The sequence below is a fragment of the Vibrio sp. 10N.222.54.A3 genome (assembly GCF_041474095.1).
GTDB lineage: Bacteria > Pseudomonadota > Gammaproteobacteria > Enterobacterales > Vibrionaceae > Vibrio > Vibrio crassostreae_C.
Map to the genome: position 1 here is coordinate 1 of NZ_JBFRTN010000157.1, position 20,005 is coordinate 20,005.

The 20,005-nt window shown below is 42.2% G+C and carries 17 protein-coding genes and 3 pseudogenes; 6 read left to right on the forward strand and 14 right to left on the reverse strand.

What is annotated here, in order from left to right; translation table 11 throughout:
* Window positions 1–361 precede the first annotated feature (361 nt).
* Both AB4507_RS22375 and AB4507_RS22380 read right to left on the reverse strand, forming a co-directional pair.
* Window positions 362–1,393: an HlyD family secretion protein gene (locus AB4507_RS22375; RefSeq protein WP_371713929.1), complete on the reverse strand. Its 1,032-nt coding sequence runs from the start codon at window positions 1,391–1,393 to the stop codon at window positions 362–364.
* A 389-nt stretch (window positions 1,394–1,782) separates the two neighbouring features.
* Window positions 1,783–2,772 carry an alpha/beta hydrolase gene (locus AB4507_RS22380; RefSeq protein WP_371713928.1) on the reverse strand — a complete coding sequence of 330 codons (990 nt, stop codon included), beginning with the start codon at window positions 2,770–2,772 and terminating at the stop codon, window positions 1,783–1,785.
* 123 nt (window positions 2,773–2,895) lie between these two features.
* Between AB4507_RS22380 and AB4507_RS22385 the strand changes: the two genes are divergently transcribed.
* Window positions 2,896–3,783 carry a LysR family transcriptional regulator gene (locus tag AB4507_RS22385; protein WP_372074983.1) on the forward strand — a complete coding sequence of 296 codons (888 nt, stop codon included), beginning with the start codon at window positions 2,896–2,898 and terminating at the stop codon, window positions 3,781–3,783.
* Window positions 3,784–4,098: 315 nt separating this feature from the next.
* Here AB4507_RS22385 and AB4507_RS22390 read toward each other — a convergent pair whose 3' ends face one another.
* Both AB4507_RS22390 and AB4507_RS22395 read right to left on the reverse strand, forming a co-directional pair.
* A complete protein-coding gene (locus AB4507_RS22390) occupies window positions 4,099–5,103 on the reverse strand; it encodes a metal-dependent hydrolase (protein WP_372183430.1) in 1,005 nt (334 codons plus the stop codon).
* A gap of 227 nt (window positions 5,104–5,330) precedes the next feature.
* Entirely contained in the window at window positions 5,331–6,140 is an 810-nt protein-coding gene (locus tag AB4507_RS22395; RefSeq protein WP_372183432.1) for a sulfite exporter TauE/SafE family protein, read from the reverse strand.
* Between the two features lie 344 nt (window positions 6,141–6,484).
* Between AB4507_RS22395 and AB4507_RS22400 the strand changes: the two genes are divergently transcribed.
* Both AB4507_RS22400 and AB4507_RS22405 read left to right on the forward strand, forming a co-directional pair.
* On the forward strand, window positions 6,485–7,462 hold the full coding sequence (locus AB4507_RS22400; RefSeq protein ID WP_017064213.1) for a DUF1852 domain-containing protein: 978 nt from the start codon (window positions 6,485–6,487) through the stop codon (window positions 7,460–7,462).
* Window positions 7,463–7,507: 45 nt separating this feature from the next.
* Window positions 7,508–8,536, forward strand: coding sequence for a methionine synthase (locus AB4507_RS22405; RefSeq protein WP_017064212.1), 1,029 nt, complete (start codon window positions 7,508–7,510; stop codon window positions 8,534–8,536).
* A gap of 215 nt (window positions 8,537–8,751) precedes the next feature.
* Here the strand turns inward: AB4507_RS22405 and AB4507_RS22410 are convergent, their stop codons facing one another.
* The 8 genes and pseudogenes from AB4507_RS22410 to AB4507_RS22445 form a co-directional block, all read right to left on the reverse strand.
* Window positions 8,752–9,153 carry a hypothetical protein gene (locus AB4507_RS22410; RefSeq protein WP_017062409.1) on the reverse strand — a complete coding sequence of 134 codons (402 nt, stop codon included), beginning with the start codon at window positions 9,151–9,153 and terminating at the stop codon, window positions 8,752–8,754.
* A pseudogene (locus AB4507_RS22415) lies at window positions 9,146–9,594 on the reverse strand (GNAT family N-acetyltransferase). Before AB4507_RS22415 ends, AB4507_RS22410 begins: the two are co-directional and overlap by 8 nt.
* A gap of 69 nt (window positions 9,595–9,663) precedes the next feature.
* A complete protein-coding gene (locus AB4507_RS22420) occupies window positions 9,664–10,164 on the reverse strand; it encodes a hypothetical protein (RefSeq protein ID WP_372183433.1) in 501 nt (166 codons plus the stop codon).
* Window positions 10,165–10,225: 61 nt separating this feature from the next.
* Window positions 10,226–10,666 (reverse strand): hypothetical protein, encoded by a 441-nt coding sequence (locus AB4507_RS22425; protein WP_372183435.1) that lies wholly within the window; start codon window positions 10,664–10,666, stop codon window positions 10,226–10,228.
* A gap of 200 nt (window positions 10,667–10,866) precedes the next feature.
* On the reverse strand, window positions 10,867–11,367 hold the full coding sequence (locus AB4507_RS22430) for an opioid growth factor receptor-related protein (protein WP_372183437.1): 501 nt from the start codon (window positions 11,365–11,367) through the stop codon (window positions 10,867–10,869).
* Window positions 11,368–11,822: 455 nt separating this feature from the next.
* The gene (locus AB4507_RS22435; protein ID WP_017070648.1) at window positions 11,823–12,296 is read right to left on the reverse strand and encodes a response regulator; all 474 of its coding nucleotides are present in this window, start codon (window positions 12,294–12,296) and stop codon (window positions 11,823–11,825) included.
* Window positions 12,283–13,638, reverse strand: a complete 1,356-nt coding sequence (locus AB4507_RS22440; RefSeq protein WP_372183438.1) for an ATP-binding protein — start codon at window positions 13,636–13,638, stop codon at window positions 12,283–12,285. The genes AB4507_RS22435 and AB4507_RS22440 overlap by 14 nt, the downstream gene beginning before the upstream one ends.
* A gap of 6 nt (window positions 13,639–13,644) precedes the next feature.
* Window positions 13,645–15,063 carry a DASS family sodium-coupled anion symporter gene (locus AB4507_RS22445; protein ID WP_102319730.1) on the reverse strand — a complete coding sequence of 473 codons (1,419 nt, stop codon included), beginning with the start codon at window positions 15,061–15,063 and terminating at the stop codon, window positions 13,645–13,647.
* Between the two features lie 484 nt (window positions 15,064–15,547).
* Here AB4507_RS22445 and AB4507_RS22450 point away from each other — a divergent pair, with 484 nt between their 5' ends.
* Window positions 15,548–18,565 carry an EAL domain-containing protein gene (locus AB4507_RS22450; protein ID WP_017069971.1) on the forward strand — a complete coding sequence of 1,006 codons (3,018 nt, stop codon included), beginning with the start codon at window positions 15,548–15,550 and terminating at the stop codon, window positions 18,563–18,565.
* A 122-nt stretch (window positions 18,566–18,687) separates the two neighbouring features.
* Window positions 18,688–18,798: pseudogene (locus tag AB4507_RS22455) on the forward strand (DUF3103 family protein); the annotation flags it as partial.
* A 146-nt stretch (window positions 18,799–18,944) separates the two neighbouring features.
* On the opposite strand, the gene AB4507_RS22460 reads toward AB4507_RS22455, so the two are convergent.
* Both AB4507_RS22460 and AB4507_RS22465 read right to left on the reverse strand, forming a co-directional pair.
* Window positions 18,945–19,262: a Dabb family protein gene (locus AB4507_RS22460; RefSeq protein ID WP_102394497.1), complete on the reverse strand. Its 318-nt coding sequence runs from the start codon at window positions 19,260–19,262 to the stop codon at window positions 18,945–18,947.
* A gap of 213 nt (window positions 19,263–19,475) precedes the next feature.
* The gene (locus AB4507_RS22465; protein ID WP_017069969.1) at window positions 19,476–19,715 is read right to left on the reverse strand and encodes a hypothetical protein; all 240 of its coding nucleotides are present in this window, start codon (window positions 19,713–19,715) and stop codon (window positions 19,476–19,478) included.
* Between the two features lie 81 nt (window positions 19,716–19,796).
* On the opposite strand from AB4507_RS22465, the pseudogene AB4507_RS22470 reads away from it, so the two are divergent.
* Window positions 19,797–19,907: pseudogene (locus AB4507_RS22470) on the forward strand (LysR family transcriptional regulator); the annotation flags it as partial.
* Window positions 19,908–20,005 lie beyond the last annotated feature (98 nt).

Consider the following 20,005-nt stretch of genomic DNA (forward strand, 5'->3'; position numbering starts at 1 on the left):
AATCAGCAATAAAATCGAATGGGCTACCAGTTATATATCAAGGAACGCTCAAAAGTCCGCGCAGAGGAAGTCTAAAGAAAACATTACGTTAGACGGAATTTACGCTGAGCTTAGTGCTTAAGGTTCTGTCTATGTACATTCTAAATGAAGAGAACAATAGATTATTTAACCCCAATAACTTTATCTAGCAACTCTTGTAGGCTTAATAGTAATTGGTACATCGATCTCTGGTGTAATGATAAATCATCAAGACCTCGCTATTCACTAATAATAGAAATAAAAACAGCCCAACTTATTACAGTGGACTGTTTCATGGAGAGACAATAAAGGTAAATTACAGGCTCTAAATTGTCGAGTTATATTATAAAGCAAAAAGTATGGATTTTACGGATTGTAATCTTACATGTGCGGCGCCAATGATATCCATGAAGCCTAATATGCTATGAGGTTTTTTAGCACTAATCCATGCTGTGCCAGTACTTCCTATAGGGAGCATATCCATAGTTTTACTATCAACTTCTAATATTACTGTCCGTCCAATTGGAGCAGCCCCTCTTTGTATGTGGCCAGATACCATTTGCTCAACCGGCATCAAGTTCCCCTGAGCTTCTCCAGTAGCCTCTACAATGCTATGAACTCGCGCTCTAAATACCTGAGCTGGGTAAGCATCTACATAGAATTCGCTAAACTGCCCCCTTTTAATGTTTTGGTAAGCTTGTTCTGGTATTCGCATTTCGATGAACTTATTTTCAATATCCCATAAATGCAAACCGCCAACACGAGAACCATTAGCAATGTAGACATGAGTAACCATGCCTTTAAATGGTGCTCGTACCGTCAACCTATCCAATTCAAATTCGACATCCCCTAACTTCGCTTCTAATCCTTCATGCTTTGCGTAAAGCACGTTTATATCGGCTTTAGTTGTAGCTATCATATCCGAAGATAATTCCACATCCCTTGCTGTCGCATGATGTTCCAACCCCAAATTTCTCTTATGGTCTCTCATAGCCTGTGCAAGCTTGATTTCTTGCGCTTCTATCGAACGAGCTAACTCTAATTTACTCGCATTCAACCCTGTTTTAATCGAGGTTAATTTGTCGTCTCTTTGGGTATAAAGAATCTCTCCCTTTTCTACCACCTGATTGTGCTCAACATAGATAGTATCTATCTGCTGACCGAACGGAGGCGCAACAATCGCATGTGGCGCTTTGACTGTTGTTGAGTTAGTCAAATCGGCAGGAGAATAGAAGCGGTGAGATACAAATAAAATCAGTAGTAATACAACCCCTACAAACGTGGTCCAAAAATAATTTTTCGGTGTTCGTTTTAGTATCTTAAATTTAAACAGTAACCACACTAACAAAAGGTAAGGAACCATAATCTCTTTCATGACCTAGCCTCCTTTATCCAAAGTTGAAATTTATCCCAATCAATGACTATCGTTAATACGGCAACAACCCATAATGGCTTCCAGATCAACCCCAAAAGACATAACCAAATTACAAACTTAGCTTGTGACAGGTTCTTTTCTTTAGCTAACTTCTTAGGGATTGAATGGATATGCCATAACTTCGCTGCGATCCAAACAAATAGTAAAACAGTAGCAGTGGTTACGACCCACATAAATATTTCAGATTCTAACAAGGCATAGACGCTAGGGATCTGTTCATATGTCAACGTTGTTTGATGAATTTTGATATTGCATACCTCTAAGATTATGGGAAGCTACTCCCACAGCTTGCATCCTGCCTGCTTTTTTAATCTATCAATGGGAAAGTTCTAGTTACTTCTTTGGTCAATGTTACTTACGAAGTTCATAATGCGTTGCTCTACTGACATTCTCATTCCGTCACCAGATAAGCTAACAGCCTCCGCAGGATAGAAATGTCCAAACCCTGGTACCCAAGCAAACGTGTTTTCAATTTGTTCTTGTTTATAGTGTTCAAGCAGAGGTGGATTGATCGAGAATGCAGCATGCAAATCATTCTGCCCTTGAAAGAGTAATACAGGGCTAGATGCTTCAAAATTGGTAGTGTTCTTTATGATGTCAAAGCCAGCAGGACCACCAGAAAGCATGAACGTACCAGCAACAGGTAACTTCATTCCATGAGCAACATTCAAGCTAGTTACAGCGCCAGCAGAGAATCCTCCCAATACTACCTTTGATGAATTGAATCCATATTCATTCGAGTTTTCTTTGATATAACCAACCGCATTACGTAAGTCTTCAGCAGCAGATAAAATCGCTTTATCAATGATCGATTTCTCAGAAGGGTTATTGAAGTCTAGCTGGTCATATCCTAATTGGTGTCTAACTAGGTTAATTTGCTGAGACATTGAACTAATACTTTCAAGGTCCAAATCTTCAGCCGTGTAACCAATGCCTGTCGGTAATGGATTTTCGGGAGCTAATCGATAATCTATTGCAAAACAAACATACCCTTGTTTTGCAAACCTTTGGCAATAGTCATTCATAGAAGTATCTTGCGCACCGCCAACATTGAAGCTTAAATCGGGCGAACCTTGATGAAACGCACCGCCAAATGTCATCACAATAGCTGTCTCTTTAATATGACTCTTGTCTGTAGGCTCAAATACGTTCATCCACAACTCTCTTGAATGAACTATCTCATCGGTTGTGACATTACCAAACCCATACGTTACCTTAGGCGTCATTTTGAAACCCAAGTCGGAACTAGCTTGGGAAGAGAATACAATTACCGCACTACTTAGGATAGCAATCGGTAGTCCTGCTTTAAATTTTGACATAGTTGACCTCGCATAAAAGTTTATGATTTTCGATATAAAGCTTATTACGAGAGTGCTATAGTAAAAAGACGCACTTGAGGGGGAATCCCCCCCTGTGTATAGATTATTTAAATGGGACTACATATGTTCACGAAAGATCAAATAGTTAGTTTTTGTGCAGTTTTCGATAAAGGCTCGTTTAGTGCAGGGGCTAGATTTTTAAATCGAGACAGAACAACTGTCCGTGAACATATCTCAGTTATGGAAGACAACATGAGGTTGCCTTTATTTGAAATGAAAGGCCGCTCAACTCTACCGACTTTAGCCGCAAAAAAACTATACCCAAGGGCAAAAATAATTGTAAGGCAAATAGAAGAGTTTGAACTTACAGCCCTTAACTCCTTTAACAATGACTTACTCATCATCAATATTAACCATGACACCACCATTCCTATATCATTGATTCATCATATCAACTCAGCCATAAGCAAAGACTTCCCAAACATCCAATTAAACTGGTTGCATCGAGGCCGAAAAGAAACCATTGACGAGCTGATTAGTGGTCAAGCTCATCTAGCATTAATGACAATCAAGATGTTAGTTCAACCAGAAAATGAAGTTAATTATATAAATCTTGGCCGAATACAACACAAAGTCTATGCCGGAGCAAAAAGTCACCTTGCAAATAGGATGGTAAAAATTTCTGATTTGAAACTGGAGAAACAATTTATCTACGAGCACTACTTCAATGCCTCGATTCAAGGGTCAAATATCTCTCCTCAATATCAGTTAGTCAGTACTAAGGACGTTTTAATTGAGTTACTAGAGAAGGATGGGTGGGCTGTTTTACCAACTGAACATGTAGAAAAACACTATTCGAAAGATTCAATCGTGGAGTTAGATGTATTCGAATTAGTGAATAGCCTTGATTACCACATTGGTATATTCTTCTCACCCTCACTAGAGCAGCATGATGTTATTTCTAATATTATGACAAAAATTAGAAACTACGCTGAAAAAGAATACAATTAGCAAGGTAAAATGCATTCACCCCAATAATTTGCAGGTTCTACAATCACCCCGCCATTTATAACTGCTGAATTTTAGTCGAATTGTGCACCCGAGAATTGAGTGGCAAAAAGTAGTAGCTCACATTTGGACAACAGCTTGTTTCCCAAATTATTCTCATGAATGTTACTGGTACCTAAACACGTTTCGGGGCATAAATGAGCTATAGCTTCCCCTAAATTAATTCCCCTAAATTAACAATTCAGAGATAACTAAACGTATGGAAAGTCGCTTAACGTAGCATCCAGTATTGACGGTGCAGATCAGTTTAAAACTAGCTCATTTATCACCAGTGAGCATATCGAAAAAGGTCTGTCTCGATTCTGGCGTGTTGTCTCTATGAGTTTCGTATTTTACATGCGCGTTTGCATCAACTGCTTTTGATAGCTTGATGCTCCATAGTGCTTTCATTTGATTTGGTACAATTGAATATCGGACATCGATAATACGCAGCTCGTCTGTTGGGTCCTGAGCGATATAACCATTTGAAAACCAGCGGAAACGTTCTATGTCTTTGGCTTGTTGAGAGTCCGGGTCAAGCCAAGGTAAATCCCTGCTAACATTCAGCTTCGCAATCGACTCTCCGGGATACGTGCTTACCGATGTGCCAACCCGCACTGCGTCTACATGGTAATGAGCCTCTGTTTCGTACACCACTTTCCAAACCAAGATATTCGCAAAGCTTGGTTTTGCCTCTAATCGAATCGGTGTGTGTTGCCTTTCTTGCGCTAATTGCCACCCAATCGCCTCTGCCCTGTCTCGCTGAATCATCCCTAATGTTGGATAAATTAGCGCCCAAGTAAACGCAACACGCGCTAGCCAAGGCGCTCGTTTTAACGTCGCAAACACAAGCAACACTAGAATGGGAAGCGTATAAACAGGATCGATGATTGATATGGTATTCCAAGAAAAACGCGCGTTGGTGAAAGGCCAAAGTAACTGCGTGCCATAGGTGGTACAAGCGTCTAACAGTGCATGAGTACCATAGCCCAGAGCACAAAACAGCCAACTTTGTTTGAAAGAAAGCCCACGTTTTTTTGCAATCAGGTGATGCAGAACCAAAGCGCAGATCAAACTGCCAATGGGGATGAAAAAAAGTGAGTGGGTAAATTGTCGATGAAATTCCAAAGCCAACAAAGGGTCACTTTGAGACTGAATCAGTGCATCTAAATCTGGAGCCAACCCGGAGAGCAGCCCTAATACCCCAGCAACAACCAAATGTTGTTTTTTGCTGGCCGATTGTGACAAAGAAGCGCCTAACACGCCCTGCGTTAAAGGATCCATAAACCACTCATTGATAGCATTCCGTTGAATCAAACAAGATACATTTAGCTATAGCAGTGAATTGTTCATAACTAAACGGTTTTATCAATATACTCATGTACATAGCTGTATAAGCATAGACCGATAAACAAAAAAAGAGCAGTTATGAAACTGCCCTTTTCTAATTATTGGTGGTTGATCAATTTATTCGTTTTTGTTCTATATATTCACACTTGAACGATCTTCAATTAACGAGCAACCATGCTTGCAGCAATAACCACTAACAGTACTGAGAAGATTTTCTTAATCGTCGGAACCGGTAAATGGTTGGTCGCTTTTGCGCCTAAAGGAGCCGTAAACCAAGACGTGCACACAATACCCAACAGCGCAGGCAGATAAACAAAGCCAGCAAAACCGTCTGATAGAGCAAAGTGACTGCTGCCTGAACTGATGTAACCTATCGAGCCAAATAGCGCGATGACAATGCCACATGCAGAGGCACAACCTATGGCCTTTTTCATATCGACAGAGAAGAACGTTAATAGCGGAACCAGCAATGCACCGCCACCAATGCCTATCATGGCAGACAAGCCACCCGTAATGGTTGTCAGCACCGTTAGCACGCCCTTGTTTGGCAGTTTTCGTTCCTTAGGTGCATCATTTTTACTGCTTAAGAACATCTTGATCGCAATAAGAACCACACTCACGGCGAACACAATACGAACGATTTTTTCCGGTAACAGAGCTGCCATAAAGCCACTAACCAGTGCACCCAGAGCAACACCGAGCATGATCCAAGGCGCCAGATCCCAAGGCACGTTGCCATTCTTGTGGTGAGCAAGTGCAGAAGAAGTTGAGGTGAACAGTATCGATGCCAACGAAGTAGCGATGGCCGCAACAACCACTTGATCCGCAGGTAGAATCTCTAAGTGAAGTAAAATGCTGCTTAGCACCGGAACAATGATCAGCCCTCCGCCAATCCCCAAAAGCCCGGCAAGAAAACCAACACCACTGCCTAATAATGCACAGTATAAAATCAACAACAGCAATTCACTCATTTCATCCATCTCTTAATTAAATTAATCGGGCTTAAATAACACACTATTAATATGGTTATATTTCCATCAAGCTAATTAATATAACTGACACCGGCTTAAATATTCAAACAGAATAGATCATGAATATTACTCATGTTGAATGTGAAGTAATACCATTGTTAATGGTCAACCTATCAACGTATAAAAACCTTAAGCGATTAACTTTATACGACATTAATTCTACTAAGCATTAATTTCAGACAGCATAGCCTTCGATTCTTAATCCGGTCACAAGCAAAAAATAAAAGCCGTTTTAATACTAAAGACCGAGAGAATCAGAAAAAAAATTGGGATACCAAATCAGCATGAATAAAGAATTTAATTTTACGATTAAGAGCATTAGCCTCGACGAAAACTACCAGCCTGCAGACAGCACGCGTATCACTACCAACTTTGCTAACCTGGCTCGCGGTGACAGCCGTCAAGCGAACTTACGCAATGCACTACAAATGATCGATAACAGTTTCAACGCGTTAGCGCACTGGGATAACCCTAAGGGCGACCGCTACTCTGTTGAGCTTGAAATCATTTCTGTTGATATGGATATTGAAAGCAACGGCGAAGCATTCCCTTCAATTGAAGTGCTGAAAACCAATATTGTAGACCGTAAAACTAACGAGCGTATTGAAGGCATTATCGGAAATAACTTCTCTTCTTATGTTCGAGATTATGACTTTAGCGTACGTCTATTGGATCATAATAAAGGCCAAGATAAATTCAGCATTCCAGAAGATTTTGGTGACTTACACGGTAAGCTTTTTAAATATTTCGTTAACTCTGACGCTTACAAAAAGAACTTTAATAAACGACCTGTTATTTGCTTAAGCGTGTCAGATAATAAAACCTATTACCGCACTGAAAACCAACACCCAGTATTAGGTTTTGAATACCAACCGAATGAGTCTTCTTTAACTGAACAATATTTCAAAAAGATGGGCTTACAGGTTCGTTATTTCATGCCGCCTAACAGTGTTGCACCTTTGGCCTTCTATTTCTTTGGTGATCTGCTGAACGATTACTCTAACCTAGAGCTTATCAGCACCATCAGTACCATGGGTACGTTCCAGAAAATCTACCGACCTGAGATTTACAACGCGAACGCGGTTGCGGGTAACTGTTACCAACCAAACTTGAAAAACTTGGATCACTCGCTGACTCAAATCGTGTACGACCGTGAAGAACGAAGCCAGCTAGCTGTTGAACAAGGTAAATTCGCAGAAGAGAAGTTCATTAAGCCATACCAATCAGTTCTAGAGAACTGGTCGGCAAATTACGCACTTTAATCGTCTATTGCGCTCTCAAACCACCCAAGGATAGGCAATATTATTATGAAAACACTATTACCGACTTCAACAGCGGGCAGCTTGCCGAAACCGTCTTGGCTTGCACAACCAGAGACGCTTTGGTCGCCATGGAAACTTCAAGGCGATGAACTCACAGACGGCAAACAAGATGCGCTGCGTGTCTCTCTGCACGAGCAACAGCAAGCAGGCATTGATATTGTGAGTGACGGCGAACAAACACGTCAGCACTTTGTAACGACCTTCATTGAACATCTGAATGGCGTTGATTTTGAAAAGCGTGAAACCGTTAAAATCCGCGACCGCTACGATGCGAGTGTACCGACGGTTGTAGGCCCAGTTTCTCGTCAGAAATCCGTGTTTGTTGAAGATGCGAAATTCTTACGTCAGCAAACCGACCAACCGATCAAATGGGCTCTGCCGGGGCCTATGACCATGATTGATACACTTTACGATGCGCATTACCAAAGCCGTGAAAAACTGGCGTGGGAATTTGCGAAGATCCTCAACGAAGAAGCCAAAGAACTTGAAGCCGCAGGCGTTGATATTATTCAGTTCGATGAACCTGCGTTTAACGTATTTTTTGATGAAGTGAACGATTGGGGCATCGCTTGTTTGGAAAGAGCCATTGAAGGGCTTAAGTGTGAAACCGCAGTACATATTTGCTATGGCTACGGCATCAAAGCGAATACGGATTGGAAAAAGACATTAGGCACCGAGTGGCGCCAATACGAAGAAGTATTTCCTAAGCTGCAGCAATCGAATATCGATATTATCTCTTTAGAGTGTCACAACTCTCATGTACCTCTTGAGCTACTTGAACTTGTACGAGGTAAGAAAGTGATGGTTGGCGCTATTGATGTTGCTACAGATTCTATTGAAACACCGGAAGAAGTGGCCAGCACTCTAAGAGAAACACTTAAGTATGTTGATGCAGACAAGCTCTACCCTTGCACCAACTGCGGTATGGCTCCCCTACCTCGCGACATTGCCTCAGCTAAGCTGAATGCACTCAGCGCTGGCGCAGAGATCGTTCGTAAAGAGCTTTCAGCGTAACGGCTGATCTGAATAGAAAAGCTAAATCTTGAAGCCTAAGTATCGAATGATGCTTAGGCTTTTCTCGTATTAAGTGAAGCGTGTTAATCACAGCTCTCGCTTACCAAGTTTTATCCAAGTCTTGAGCATACAAAGAGATCGCTCGTTGGTACTCTTTGATCGGCTCGCTATTGGTCGTAGAAACCAACAATTCAAGCAACAGAGACGTTGCCTCTTTATGGCGACCTAGTTCGACACGCTAACATACGGCTCCATTCTTCTTTGCTCATTGCGCCTTTAGAAAGGTAAATATTGTGTTTCTGCATTGCACCTTTCGTGTATGAAAGCTTGATGAATGAGCCAATTTCAAACGGAAGAAAGCTACGCTGTAAAGTCACATCACAAGCAACGCCATTTAAACGTACATGACCGTTCGTGATTTCAAACGAGCTATCGCGAAGCTTCCACCACAACATTAGAATTTTTATTAATGGAGGAACACAAATTATCAGCCCTATGGTTAGCAGCGATGAACGATCACCGTCTGATATCCAATAGACAAGACCTAGTGCAATAACAATAAACAGCAACTCTGAAAATAAGTATTTAACAAAATTTAGTTGGATACGGTTATCCATGACACTCTCTCAATGATGACCCTAAAGGCAGCTCCATTTCAACGAGCCCTTTCACTTCAGACAACTGAGTAAAACCTTTTGATTGATAAAGCTTAATGGCGGGGTTCTCACTGAACACGCGCAACACTAACTGAGCCGATGCTTGATTGTTCGCATGTTCAATAGCCAAATCGAGACACTTAGAGCCAAAACCTTGACCTGACAGTCAGCTAATATCTGCAAGTCCCTAAGAAACGTTGTACCACTAGCGTAACTGAAGCGAACAACACCAATACGGCGATCCCCCACATAAATTTCATAGTTATCCAGCTCATCCCAGCTGCGTAAAAACTGGCTATGACCCCAAGCGATTCCACGAGCTTGATAGTAACTCGCCATATTCGTTTTGGTGATCGATTCAGCGAACTTAGGCTCTGAACCTTTGACCAACCTTACTTCCATATTGTGTCCTTTGTTTTCAAATCACATCTGAATACGGCATAGCAAAATGCCGTATATGTTGAATCATTTTTAGGTACATACTGGTTTCACTTCCTTCCATTGTGTATCCCATTCTTCGCCTAACAAATTAGAAAGTTTTTCACAGTCGTATAGATAGCGAAGACTATCTTTACAGTACGCAGTAAGTATTTCAGTTAACTGACCAGACGCTTTTTCGTTGTCTTTGAGTTTTCCGTACATCATCAAACCAGTCCTAAAGGTGTCTTGATCGAGGTCAGAAGCTTGCTTCGATAACATCCCAAAGGAAATAGCGTTAATAGACAGGGCTAATGCAATCGCATCGCCTTCATCTCCCTCTAATTCACAAGCACTATAACGAGCTAACAAGTTCGATGTTTTAATTAATGGGGCAAGGTCTTTTGTATTGGCATATTTATAGGTTTCAAAACCTTGCCGCACCGCAGCTTTATGACTGTCTTTAATGCTCACAACATAGTCTGTCAAAACATGTAAGCTCGCATATGCGCCTAGCCCGAAAGCCACAATGAACACGGCGATTAATCTGATCACTTATCTCTCCTAAAAGAACCTTATGCTGGTCAATTTTAAACAGCGTCTTGTAGTAACAGCCCTACTTGCCATCGACCTTTTCTAGAAACCAAGTTCCTTGGCACGGTCCATTGGTTAAGTGCCATCGGCCGTCAAATCTACTGCCACTGCCATGTGCGGAAAAACGATAACCCCATTGGCGATGTTTAGCATATAAACGTAAGTCGCCGCTTTCCGTCACCCAGCCCTCTAACGGTGTTCCGTTGTAGGTAAGCCTTAGAGTAGCCTTACCCTCACGAATAGTTCCGGTGATGGTTGTGCGTTCACACATATTATTGCCAGTGGTGTTAATACAACGGCCTAGCCACTCACCGTCGAAATCGGTAGAAGGAACAAATTGGGGACTATCAGGAAGTTTAGGAAACGACTCGGAATTACTGGACCCGAACCACTGAAGCTCACGACCAACAAGGAAGAAGACAACAAAGCCGATTGATATCGCTATCACAAATCCCTTTTTCATGAGCCTCTTCCCTAATCAGCTGACCTTAAGAAAAGAACCCTAACATAATGAAAAGTAATAACTCACCATCAACTTAATTAATTTTGATATATTCCACAAATTGCATTCAAATGTTGAATATAGAGAAAGCGGCATCGTACAAAAATGCCGCGCATTGAGAATCAATGATGTGCAGAGCCGAAAGATCTGCACAGAAAAGCCTAACCTTCTAGGGCATTGCGCCAATACTGAACGGTTTTCTCCGACACCGAGCCTGTCTCGCTCGCCGCTGATACTAGATAGTCACATAACCGAGTTGCGACCTCTTCATTACCTAACAAGTATAAACTGCGAATGGCTCGCGTTAGCCTTAACTGGTTATGGTCATGATTCTTTAGCCATACGTGATTCGCCGGGCTAAGTGGCAACGATGAAGATATTTCATTCCCGTTGCGCTGCATGCCCCAAAACTCAAGCATCAGGTCAAGTACTTGTAGATGAGCGGTGCGAAGCTCTTCAGAATTAGAAAAAAGCGCCCTATCTTCTTGAGTAACCAACGGTGCATGTTGATTAAACTTAGTCCCCTCATCTATTGGGAAAAATACTTGAATATACTTATGGTCATGCTCCAACCAAAAATGATTGTAAGCCAATAACTGTTCTATATTTCGACCCAATTTATCTGGCACTTCACCAGATATAAAGCGAGCAATCTCACTCATTTTAAAATCCTACCGACTATAAACCACCACTTGTGGGCGAATGCATTATTACGCAGCAAGCCGTGAAAAGCCTAGTCCTTTACGTTGTATGTACCGATCTGACTTCGAACTCCACATACCACGCATTCGGAATCACTTTTGAATACTTTTGACTTACTTTTCTAACAAACGACAATGATACTCTGTGACACATTTTAGTTCTGCTGCATGTTCAGGGAATCGTGCGTGAAGAAAACACAATGCATGTGTTGGCGTAGCGTATAAGTTTTAAATTTAAGCCAGCACCCAGTGTGTTGATAACTGAGTACTAAACCTGAACGACTAAAAGAGATAGGTAATATAGGCACCGAAAGATTACTTCTTTCAAAAACAAAATCCTTCAGAAAGCGTCCTTCGGTGCATATAATTTCAAGCGACTGACATAAGTGACTAGCGTAAGTCGCTAACATAAAAGACTAGCGTAAGCGTCTCAACACAACCTGCTGGTCGAGCTCATTCTGATAGTCCGTGTAATCAAGCCCTTGATCAAATATGTACTCAGTGACAAGAGTACGAATGCACTCAACTAATGTGCTTGCTTGCCAAGGCTTTTCAAAGTAACGGTCGATGCCTGCTGCATTAATCGCATTGATGGTATCAGTATGAGTGGCCTGCCCCGTAAGAAGAATTTTCTTTGTATTCGGAAAGCGACTGTCATGGAACACTTCAGTGAGTAACTCCACACCCGTTTTCCCTGGCATCACATGATCAGACACGATGACGGTAATGTGTTCGCCTTCTGCGTCAAGTTCATCAATGAGATCAAGCACTTCTTGCGCTGATTCACAATCTTCAATATTCAGCCAACTCGCCAGCGGCTCTAGATCTTGTATCACTGCGCTCAGTACTTCTCTCTGGTCATCGACACAGATTAAATTAAGCTTCTCCATGTTCACCCTCTATTGGTAACTTGATTCTAAATACCGTTTTAGAAGCATCACTTTTCACAATAATACTTCCGCCATAACCTGCCACAATCCGCTTAACTACTGATAAACCCAAGCCCAATCCAAACGATAAACCACCTTTTTTAGTGGTGAAGTTGGGCTGAAATACCTTTCTACGAGTCGCCTCGTCTATCTCAGGGCCGTTATTCGCGATCGTAACTAATATTCTTTTCTTACTTAATCTGGTTTGAATCTCTATTGCGGCATCGTCTGAATTCGACATTGCATCACAAGCATTCTTTACAATGTTGACCCAAATCTGAACGAGCTCTGTTTTCGAGCCTTTAAAAGACGGTAAATCCGCAGGGCTCAATCGCACAGACACTCTACGTAACTCACTTTGTAACAACGATAAGGCATGGTTAATGGAGTCGTTAATATCAACCGCTTCTTCGGTGTCAATATCAGTTCTGCCAAGTTGTTTAACCGATTTCACGATGCCGACGGTGTGTCTAGATGCCAAACGTAAATCATGTAAATCACAGCCCATCTGCCAAAAACGAATCGCTTCTTCTGGTTTTTTCAGCCAATGTTTTGAAATAACGTCTGTTGCAGATAAAGCGTCAATTGGAATCGCCTTCGCAAGAGAGCGAGCAATGTTTTTGTCTAAACCATATTTTCTTTCAAATTGTCGCCCACGTGTTCGTGCTTCTAACGACGACGTTTTCTGGCCATGCATTAACCCAAAATCGAAAAATTGACTGGCTTCTGGATGCACTTCTTCAAGTAGATCCATGATGACCGTTTCAAGTCGGCCAGATTTACTATTTACTACACCAATAGCGTTGTTAAGCTCATGGGCAATCCCTGCAGCCAATTGACCCAAGGTCGTCATTTGCTCAGCAGTATGTAACTTTTCTAGCGCTTTTTGTTTCGCTATCGCTTCTTGTGTTGCGCGGCGTTGACGACGCGACAACTCATTGACAATCACAGGTGTGAACTGTGCGGTAAGAGGACCAAATTTACGTTCATCTTCTGCTGGCGTGTCTTTATCGATCCACGCTAACTCAACATCGGTTTTAGCAACAACCGTTGAAGATGCTGTCCAATTACCTGAAAAGAAGCTATGAACGCCTATAAAAGCCCCACTACCCGCGCTAAACACTCGCACTTGCGGTGTATTATCTTCGGAATAAAACCCTTCCAGTTCCCCACTCAACACATAATATAAACGAGTGTTTAACGCTGATTGTTCAATAATGGTGTTACCGGCGCGGCACGTCACCCGACGTTCTGTTTGGTTAAAATAGCGCTCGATAAGTGCTTCTAACTTTTGTTGATACACGTATCGTTACCCTATATGACCAATTGAATGTAGCAGCCACACCATAACAAAACTCAATAGCACACCAACCACACCCAAAATAATACCGATTCTGGCCATTTGATTACTTTGCACATGACCAGTGGCATGAGCCAACGCATTCGGTGGTGTACTGATTGGCAGCGACATACCTAATGAAGCGGCAAAAGTCACAACTAGAATTAACGTTAATTCACCGCCTAGTGGCGTGAGTGAAGCCATAGACGAACCTAACGCAGCCATAATTGGCATTAACAAGTTAGCCGTTGCGGTATGAGACATAAAGTTTGCCATTACCAAACACAAGAACGCCGCTCCGAACAACACCACATAGGGTGAGTAGGTATCAAACGGAATACTGTGTACCACGAGCTTTGCTAAGCCAGTTTTATCGAGCGCTAAACCAAGCGCAATACCACCTGATACAAGCCACAATACGTCCCAAGAAATTTTCTTCAGGTCTTCTTTATTGATGATCCCTGTGAGTGAGAACACAGCGACAGGAATCAGAGCGACGGTGTAAGAGTTCATGCCATGGCTTGAACCCATTAACCAAAGAATGATGGTCAGCGCAAAAGTGACGTACACCGCAATGGCTTTAGGCGTTTTAAGGAATTTACCTTTGATGCTTAGCTCGATTTTCTTTTGGTCAGCTTTGTACATAAAGCCTATTAAAAACCACGCTAACGCCATCATAATCACAACAAACGGCACACCAAATGCCATCCATTCACCGAACGTAATGAGGTTATCGCCAACTAAATATTTAAGTGCGATAGCGTTCGGAGGGGTACCGATCGGAGTACCAATGCCACCGATGTTAGCGGCAACCGGGATACAAAGCGCAAACGCTACACGACCGGGGTCTTTCGGACCAAACACAGCCAGTACCGGCGTTAAAATAGAGAGCATCATTGCCGTTGTTGCCGTGTTAGACATAAACATCGAAAAGATACCAGTGATCAACATTAAGCCGAGCATCACAAACTTTGGGTCTTGTCCAAATGGCTTCAACAACACGCGAGCTAAGTTTACGTCTAATCGATATTTAGTGGCGGCCATTGCTAAGAAGAAACCACCCAAAAACAGCATGATGATTGGGCTAGCGAATGTCGCCATGATATCGCTGTATTTTAACAGCTCACCAAAATGTTCTTCCCCATGCTCAAACCTTAAAAAGATCAGCCCTTTATCCGACAACATCAATAATTGCAGAACGATAATAACAACAGACGTCGCGTAGATCGGGATGGGCTCGAACACCCAGCACAATGCCGCTAATAAAAAGATCGCGATAACGCGTTGTTGAATAATCGTAAGGCCTTCAAATGGAAACGCTGATAGCGGCATGACGAGGATAATGAAAGGAATTAAAATAGGGATAATGTATTTAATATAGGGGCGCATAGCACAAAAACTCTTCCTGAGATAACAACTACTTAGAAATTAGATTTACAGTTCTAATTTAGATCCGACAACGAATTATCGACCTCTTATCACTATCTCACTATCGGCTAGATCAATGATTACGTAATCGCGATATCCCCTTTTTCGATTTTGTGCGCTACCTCTACGTTTGTATGTCATTTATTGTTGCAATTAAATTCAGGAGAGTGGTTTCTGCGTTTCTAGTCATAATCCGTTCCGGTTATTCTAGGTACTGTCAGAACAGATCAGTCGCTTAAGTCATGTCCATAAATTGAGGACCGCTTCTGAGTAACCTCTCAAATATATGAGTTAGACTTACTCGGATTGTGCGTGGTTTTGCATTTCCTTTTGCCGTAAGTTTATTTTCAAGCTCGCTTAGTAGAGCATGGAAGAAATAATAAAAAGATACCTATTCTCCCCCGAAAACAGTTCTACACAACACAACTTTCGACCGGCTAATAACATGACTATTGTTACATCTAAAAAACGTCCTACCGTTGGCATTGTGCTGCCTATGCTCAGTGGCTTCTACATGGGCGAGCTAAATGCAACCCTTAGAAGGCTTGCGAAAAACCATAAAGTCAATCTGATCTTCATCCGCTCGGGTGAGCGAAGAGATTTTAAACTTCCTATATATTTTAATCATCTCGATGCCCTTGTGGTCGTTCTCCATGCAGCGACAGTAAAGTTGATCGAAGAAGCTATAAACGCAAACATTCCAGTCATTTCTATTGGAGCAAGCTATGCGCCGCTGCCCGTTGAGCAGTATTATAGTGTGCAAAGCGATGGTGTCACTAAGCTCTATGAATGGTTACAAAGTCAAGGACACGAAGAAATCGGCTTTTGTGGCGATCTCACTGTTAATGATATCAGGTCTCGCTTCAAAGCGTATCAACGCACGGTGATTGATCATAAAGGCTCATTCAACCAACGCCATTTCTTCCGCGTGTCGAATTGTTCTCTATCTGGGGGACGAGAAGCCGCAATAGAATTTATACAGCGTAAATCCAAATGCACTGCGGTTATCTGCGCAACTGACCACAATGCTGTAGGTATGATGGAGCAACTGTCTCACAGCAATATCTCGGTACCTGACGATGTCGCCATCGTAGGCATTGATAATATTTTCGTCGGTCAACAATTCAATCCCAAGTTAACAACAGTAGACCAACAGCTTGAGCTTCTAGCGACGCAAGTATTTCACCGCGTGTTGGAACGTATTTCTGGGAAGCCTTTTAATAATGCCAATAATAGTGTCCCGCAAAAGCTCATCGTTCATCAGTCTTGCGGTAACACAAACCCAGATCTCGAACATAAAGAAGATATCAACTCAACTCGCCAAATCCTCTTAAATGTGCAAGGGCGTTCTCCCGCTGAGATATTCGAAAATTTCTATTCACAAGCACAAGGAGGTTTTGACTCAATTAGAGATGCTCAAAGCCTTTACGGAAACAATCTTGACTGGGCCTGTCTCGCTGAGTGTAATTCGGAGCAATACACTATTAGGAAATGGGTAGAAAAAGGCATGACTCAGCCAACTACCCTACCGCAACAAACAGATATTCAAGACGATATTCGCAATTTCCCATTTTTCGAACGCTATGATCATTTCGTTGCTTCCATTCTTCCTATCAACTCAGGGCAAGAAGATCACTGGAAGCTCGTCGCTGTTGTTGATTCATTGCAAGATCACCAAGATATCGGTACACAATCGGTATTCAACAATTATTTAGATATGCTCGCACTGTTCATCGAGCGCGACGAGCTTATCAATACAAGTAACAATCGTCAGAAGAACTCCCAACAGTTGTTGCAACAGCTCAAAGTAGTATCTAACAGCTCAAACGATGGTATCTGGGATTGGGACTTACTAACCAATACTCTTGTCTGGAACAGTCGGTTAACCAAAATGATTGGCTGTCAAGATACCTTTTCTGATCGTAAGTTAGGATGTGACCATCTGTTCCAATATATACACTCAGAAGACTTAGAACTTCTCGAGTCCGCCATTCATAACCACTTAAACGAAGAAGTACCGTTCAAATGTGAATTCAGGATGAAGACGCAACATCGCGGATATATCTGGGTTCATGCCAATGGCTCAGCGGTTCATAATGCAGAAGGGCAGGCTGTGCGCTTCATTGGCTCAATGACGGATGTAACTCAAGAGCGAGAAGATGCGGAAAAGATTCAACACATGGCGTATTATGATGCGCTTACTGGCATCGCTAATCGCCGGAAAATAATGGAAAGCATCGCGCAACACATTGTGAATCGACCTAACCAAAAACGCGCGGTCATGTTGATGGATCTTAACCGTTTTAAGATTATCAACGACTCTTTTGGTCATCACGTCGGTGATGCACTTCTTTGCCACGTGACCAAACATATTCAGAACGTGCTATCAAGTGAACACCTTGTCGCACGTTTGGGAGGTGACGAATTCTTGTTTTTGTGTAATGTCAGTTCCGAAGCAGACATCAACGCACTCGCCACGCAGATTTTAAATGCCGTTCAAAACCCATTGATCGTTGATGATATTGAGATTATCAGCCAAGGAAGCCTAGGCATCGCTATGTATCCTTATGATGGCGTAAGTGCCGAAGAATTAATTAAGCAGGCCGACATTGCCATGTATCAAGCTAAAAAGCTGGGAGGACAAAGCTATCTCAACTTTCAAAGGTCAATGGCAAAAGAGACGGAAAACATAATCGAAATAGAGCACCAACTCAGTCGTGCCATCGCTCAACAAGAAATAAAGGTGCACTACCAACCTCAATATTGTGGGCAAGATGAAAAGATTACTGCTGTTGAAGCACTAGCAAGATGGGAATCTCCAACATTGGGGGATGTCCCTCCTGACCAGTTTATCGAGGTTGCTGAATCAGCTGGCCTAATCAGCAAGCTTGGTGAATGTATCATTCATCGAGTTTGTAAGGATGTTGAAGGATCTGAATGGCTACAAACCATGAGCCATATTTCCATTAATATCAGTGCAAAACAGCTGATACAGCCTCACTTCGCTCAAGAAATCATTCGAACTATTCGCCAATACCAGCTTCCTTTGACGTTATTCTGTATTGAGATAACCGAGTCAGCAGCAATTGTCGATTACGAGTTATGCATAAACTCACTTAAAGAACTACACGATGTAGGAATTTCTATCTCTCTTGACGATTTTGGCACGGGATTCTCTTCTCTATCTTTACTAAAGCAACTTCCACTAAGTGAAGTAAAGATCGACCGTTCATTTATCTCTGACATAACTCAAGGGCAGACCAACTTAGACTTCGTCAACACTATGATCATGATGGGTAAAAGCTTGGGCTATCGTGTTGTAGCTGAAGGGGTGGAAACTGCTGATCATAACCAACGCCTAAACGGACTGGGGATAGATCTGCTGCAAGGTTATTACTTCAGTAAACCTCGACCATTAAGTGAACTGGAATCAGAAGTGGCTATCAAATTGACTAGAGCTTAACCGTGGCACAACGGCATTATTTAAAAGTAATGCCATTCTTATTCACGCTTTGCGTTAACTTTACTGCCTATTGGCAGGTTAACGGAATAAAAATGAGCGTAAACAGTAGATGACATAAAGGTCGTTTAGAACCACAGATAGACCTCGTTGAGATGCCTTATCTGGACTACGACAAACAGACGTACTACCCCAATCAGACAGTTATCTTCTGGCCTCGCTACCGCTGGGGCGCAGGCGGGAATGCTGTCGCATCGTTTGCACCAGTCACTATTTCGCCAACAGAGTAAGTCGTTTCTTATTGAGTTAGGGCTTAATCGCTAGGCCCTAACTCTTCATTATCGAAGGTAAGTAAAACACAAGAGACCTACTCAGAACCTAATTACAGGGAGTAATCAAACACAATGATGTCTTCTAAAAGCGGACGAAACACATCTTTCAGCGCATCATGCTCAGGGTGCGGAAGGTAATTCTGACGGCCTTCTTCATCGGCGAACGTCATTAACACCGAGTGGGTATAACCTTGATTCTTGTTTTCAGGGCTGTCATTTAATCCCCATTCTATTGAAGTGACCCCTTCAACCTTGTTTGGCATCGCTTCAAACAGCATCTTTAGTTTTTGAACCTCTGAAGCCTCAGCGTTTTCTTTAAACTTAATCAGTAGAATATGACGAATCATTCCCGTTTCTTTTTGAGTCATTCCTAGTCCTTTCGAGCGTTCGCTTACTGGTTTGTAATGCTTAACCAACACCTAATAGCGATCTAAATTAGAGAACAACAAAATGCCACACGTTACACAACATGCCAAGGCTAGATCGCTAGAGTTTATAAAATACTCCACAACCCAATAACGAAAAATGCTGCACCCGAGGGCCCAGCATTTCTCATGACAATGGTAAGCACATCTTTAACGTTAATCACGACGACCTGTAAGCTGGATCGTTTGGTCTTGATCAACGTTCTTTTGGAATTTTATTCCGCCATTAGCGGCGTCATTTCTTCCTTCAAGCACTGGATCAGATTCAACACGCTCAGCCTTTACTTGATTGCCTTCGCTTCTCATCATATCGAGAGTACTCGCATAAGTACCGTCAGCCGCGAAAGCCGTGTTCATAGATAAAGCCATCAATCCAAGTGCGATTAACTTGTTCATACATCACCTCATTGTATTTCTAATTCTTTGTTCGTTTGGTATCTGTGTTTTTGTTGGGGTAACTTTAACAATCGAACATGAACCATAGATGTGAGCTATGTGATGAGCTGCCGCCGCTCGCAAAAAGACGCACCTTTGAATCAGTGGTTATTCCAAATGTTGAAATCTACCCTGAAAAACAAACAAGCGTAGTTCAGCTTTTAACGGGTTAACTACTTAAAGGCTTAACTGCCTAACTCCCCTACCATCCAAAAAAAGAAAAGGCTCCCGAGGGCTGTCTCTTATACACA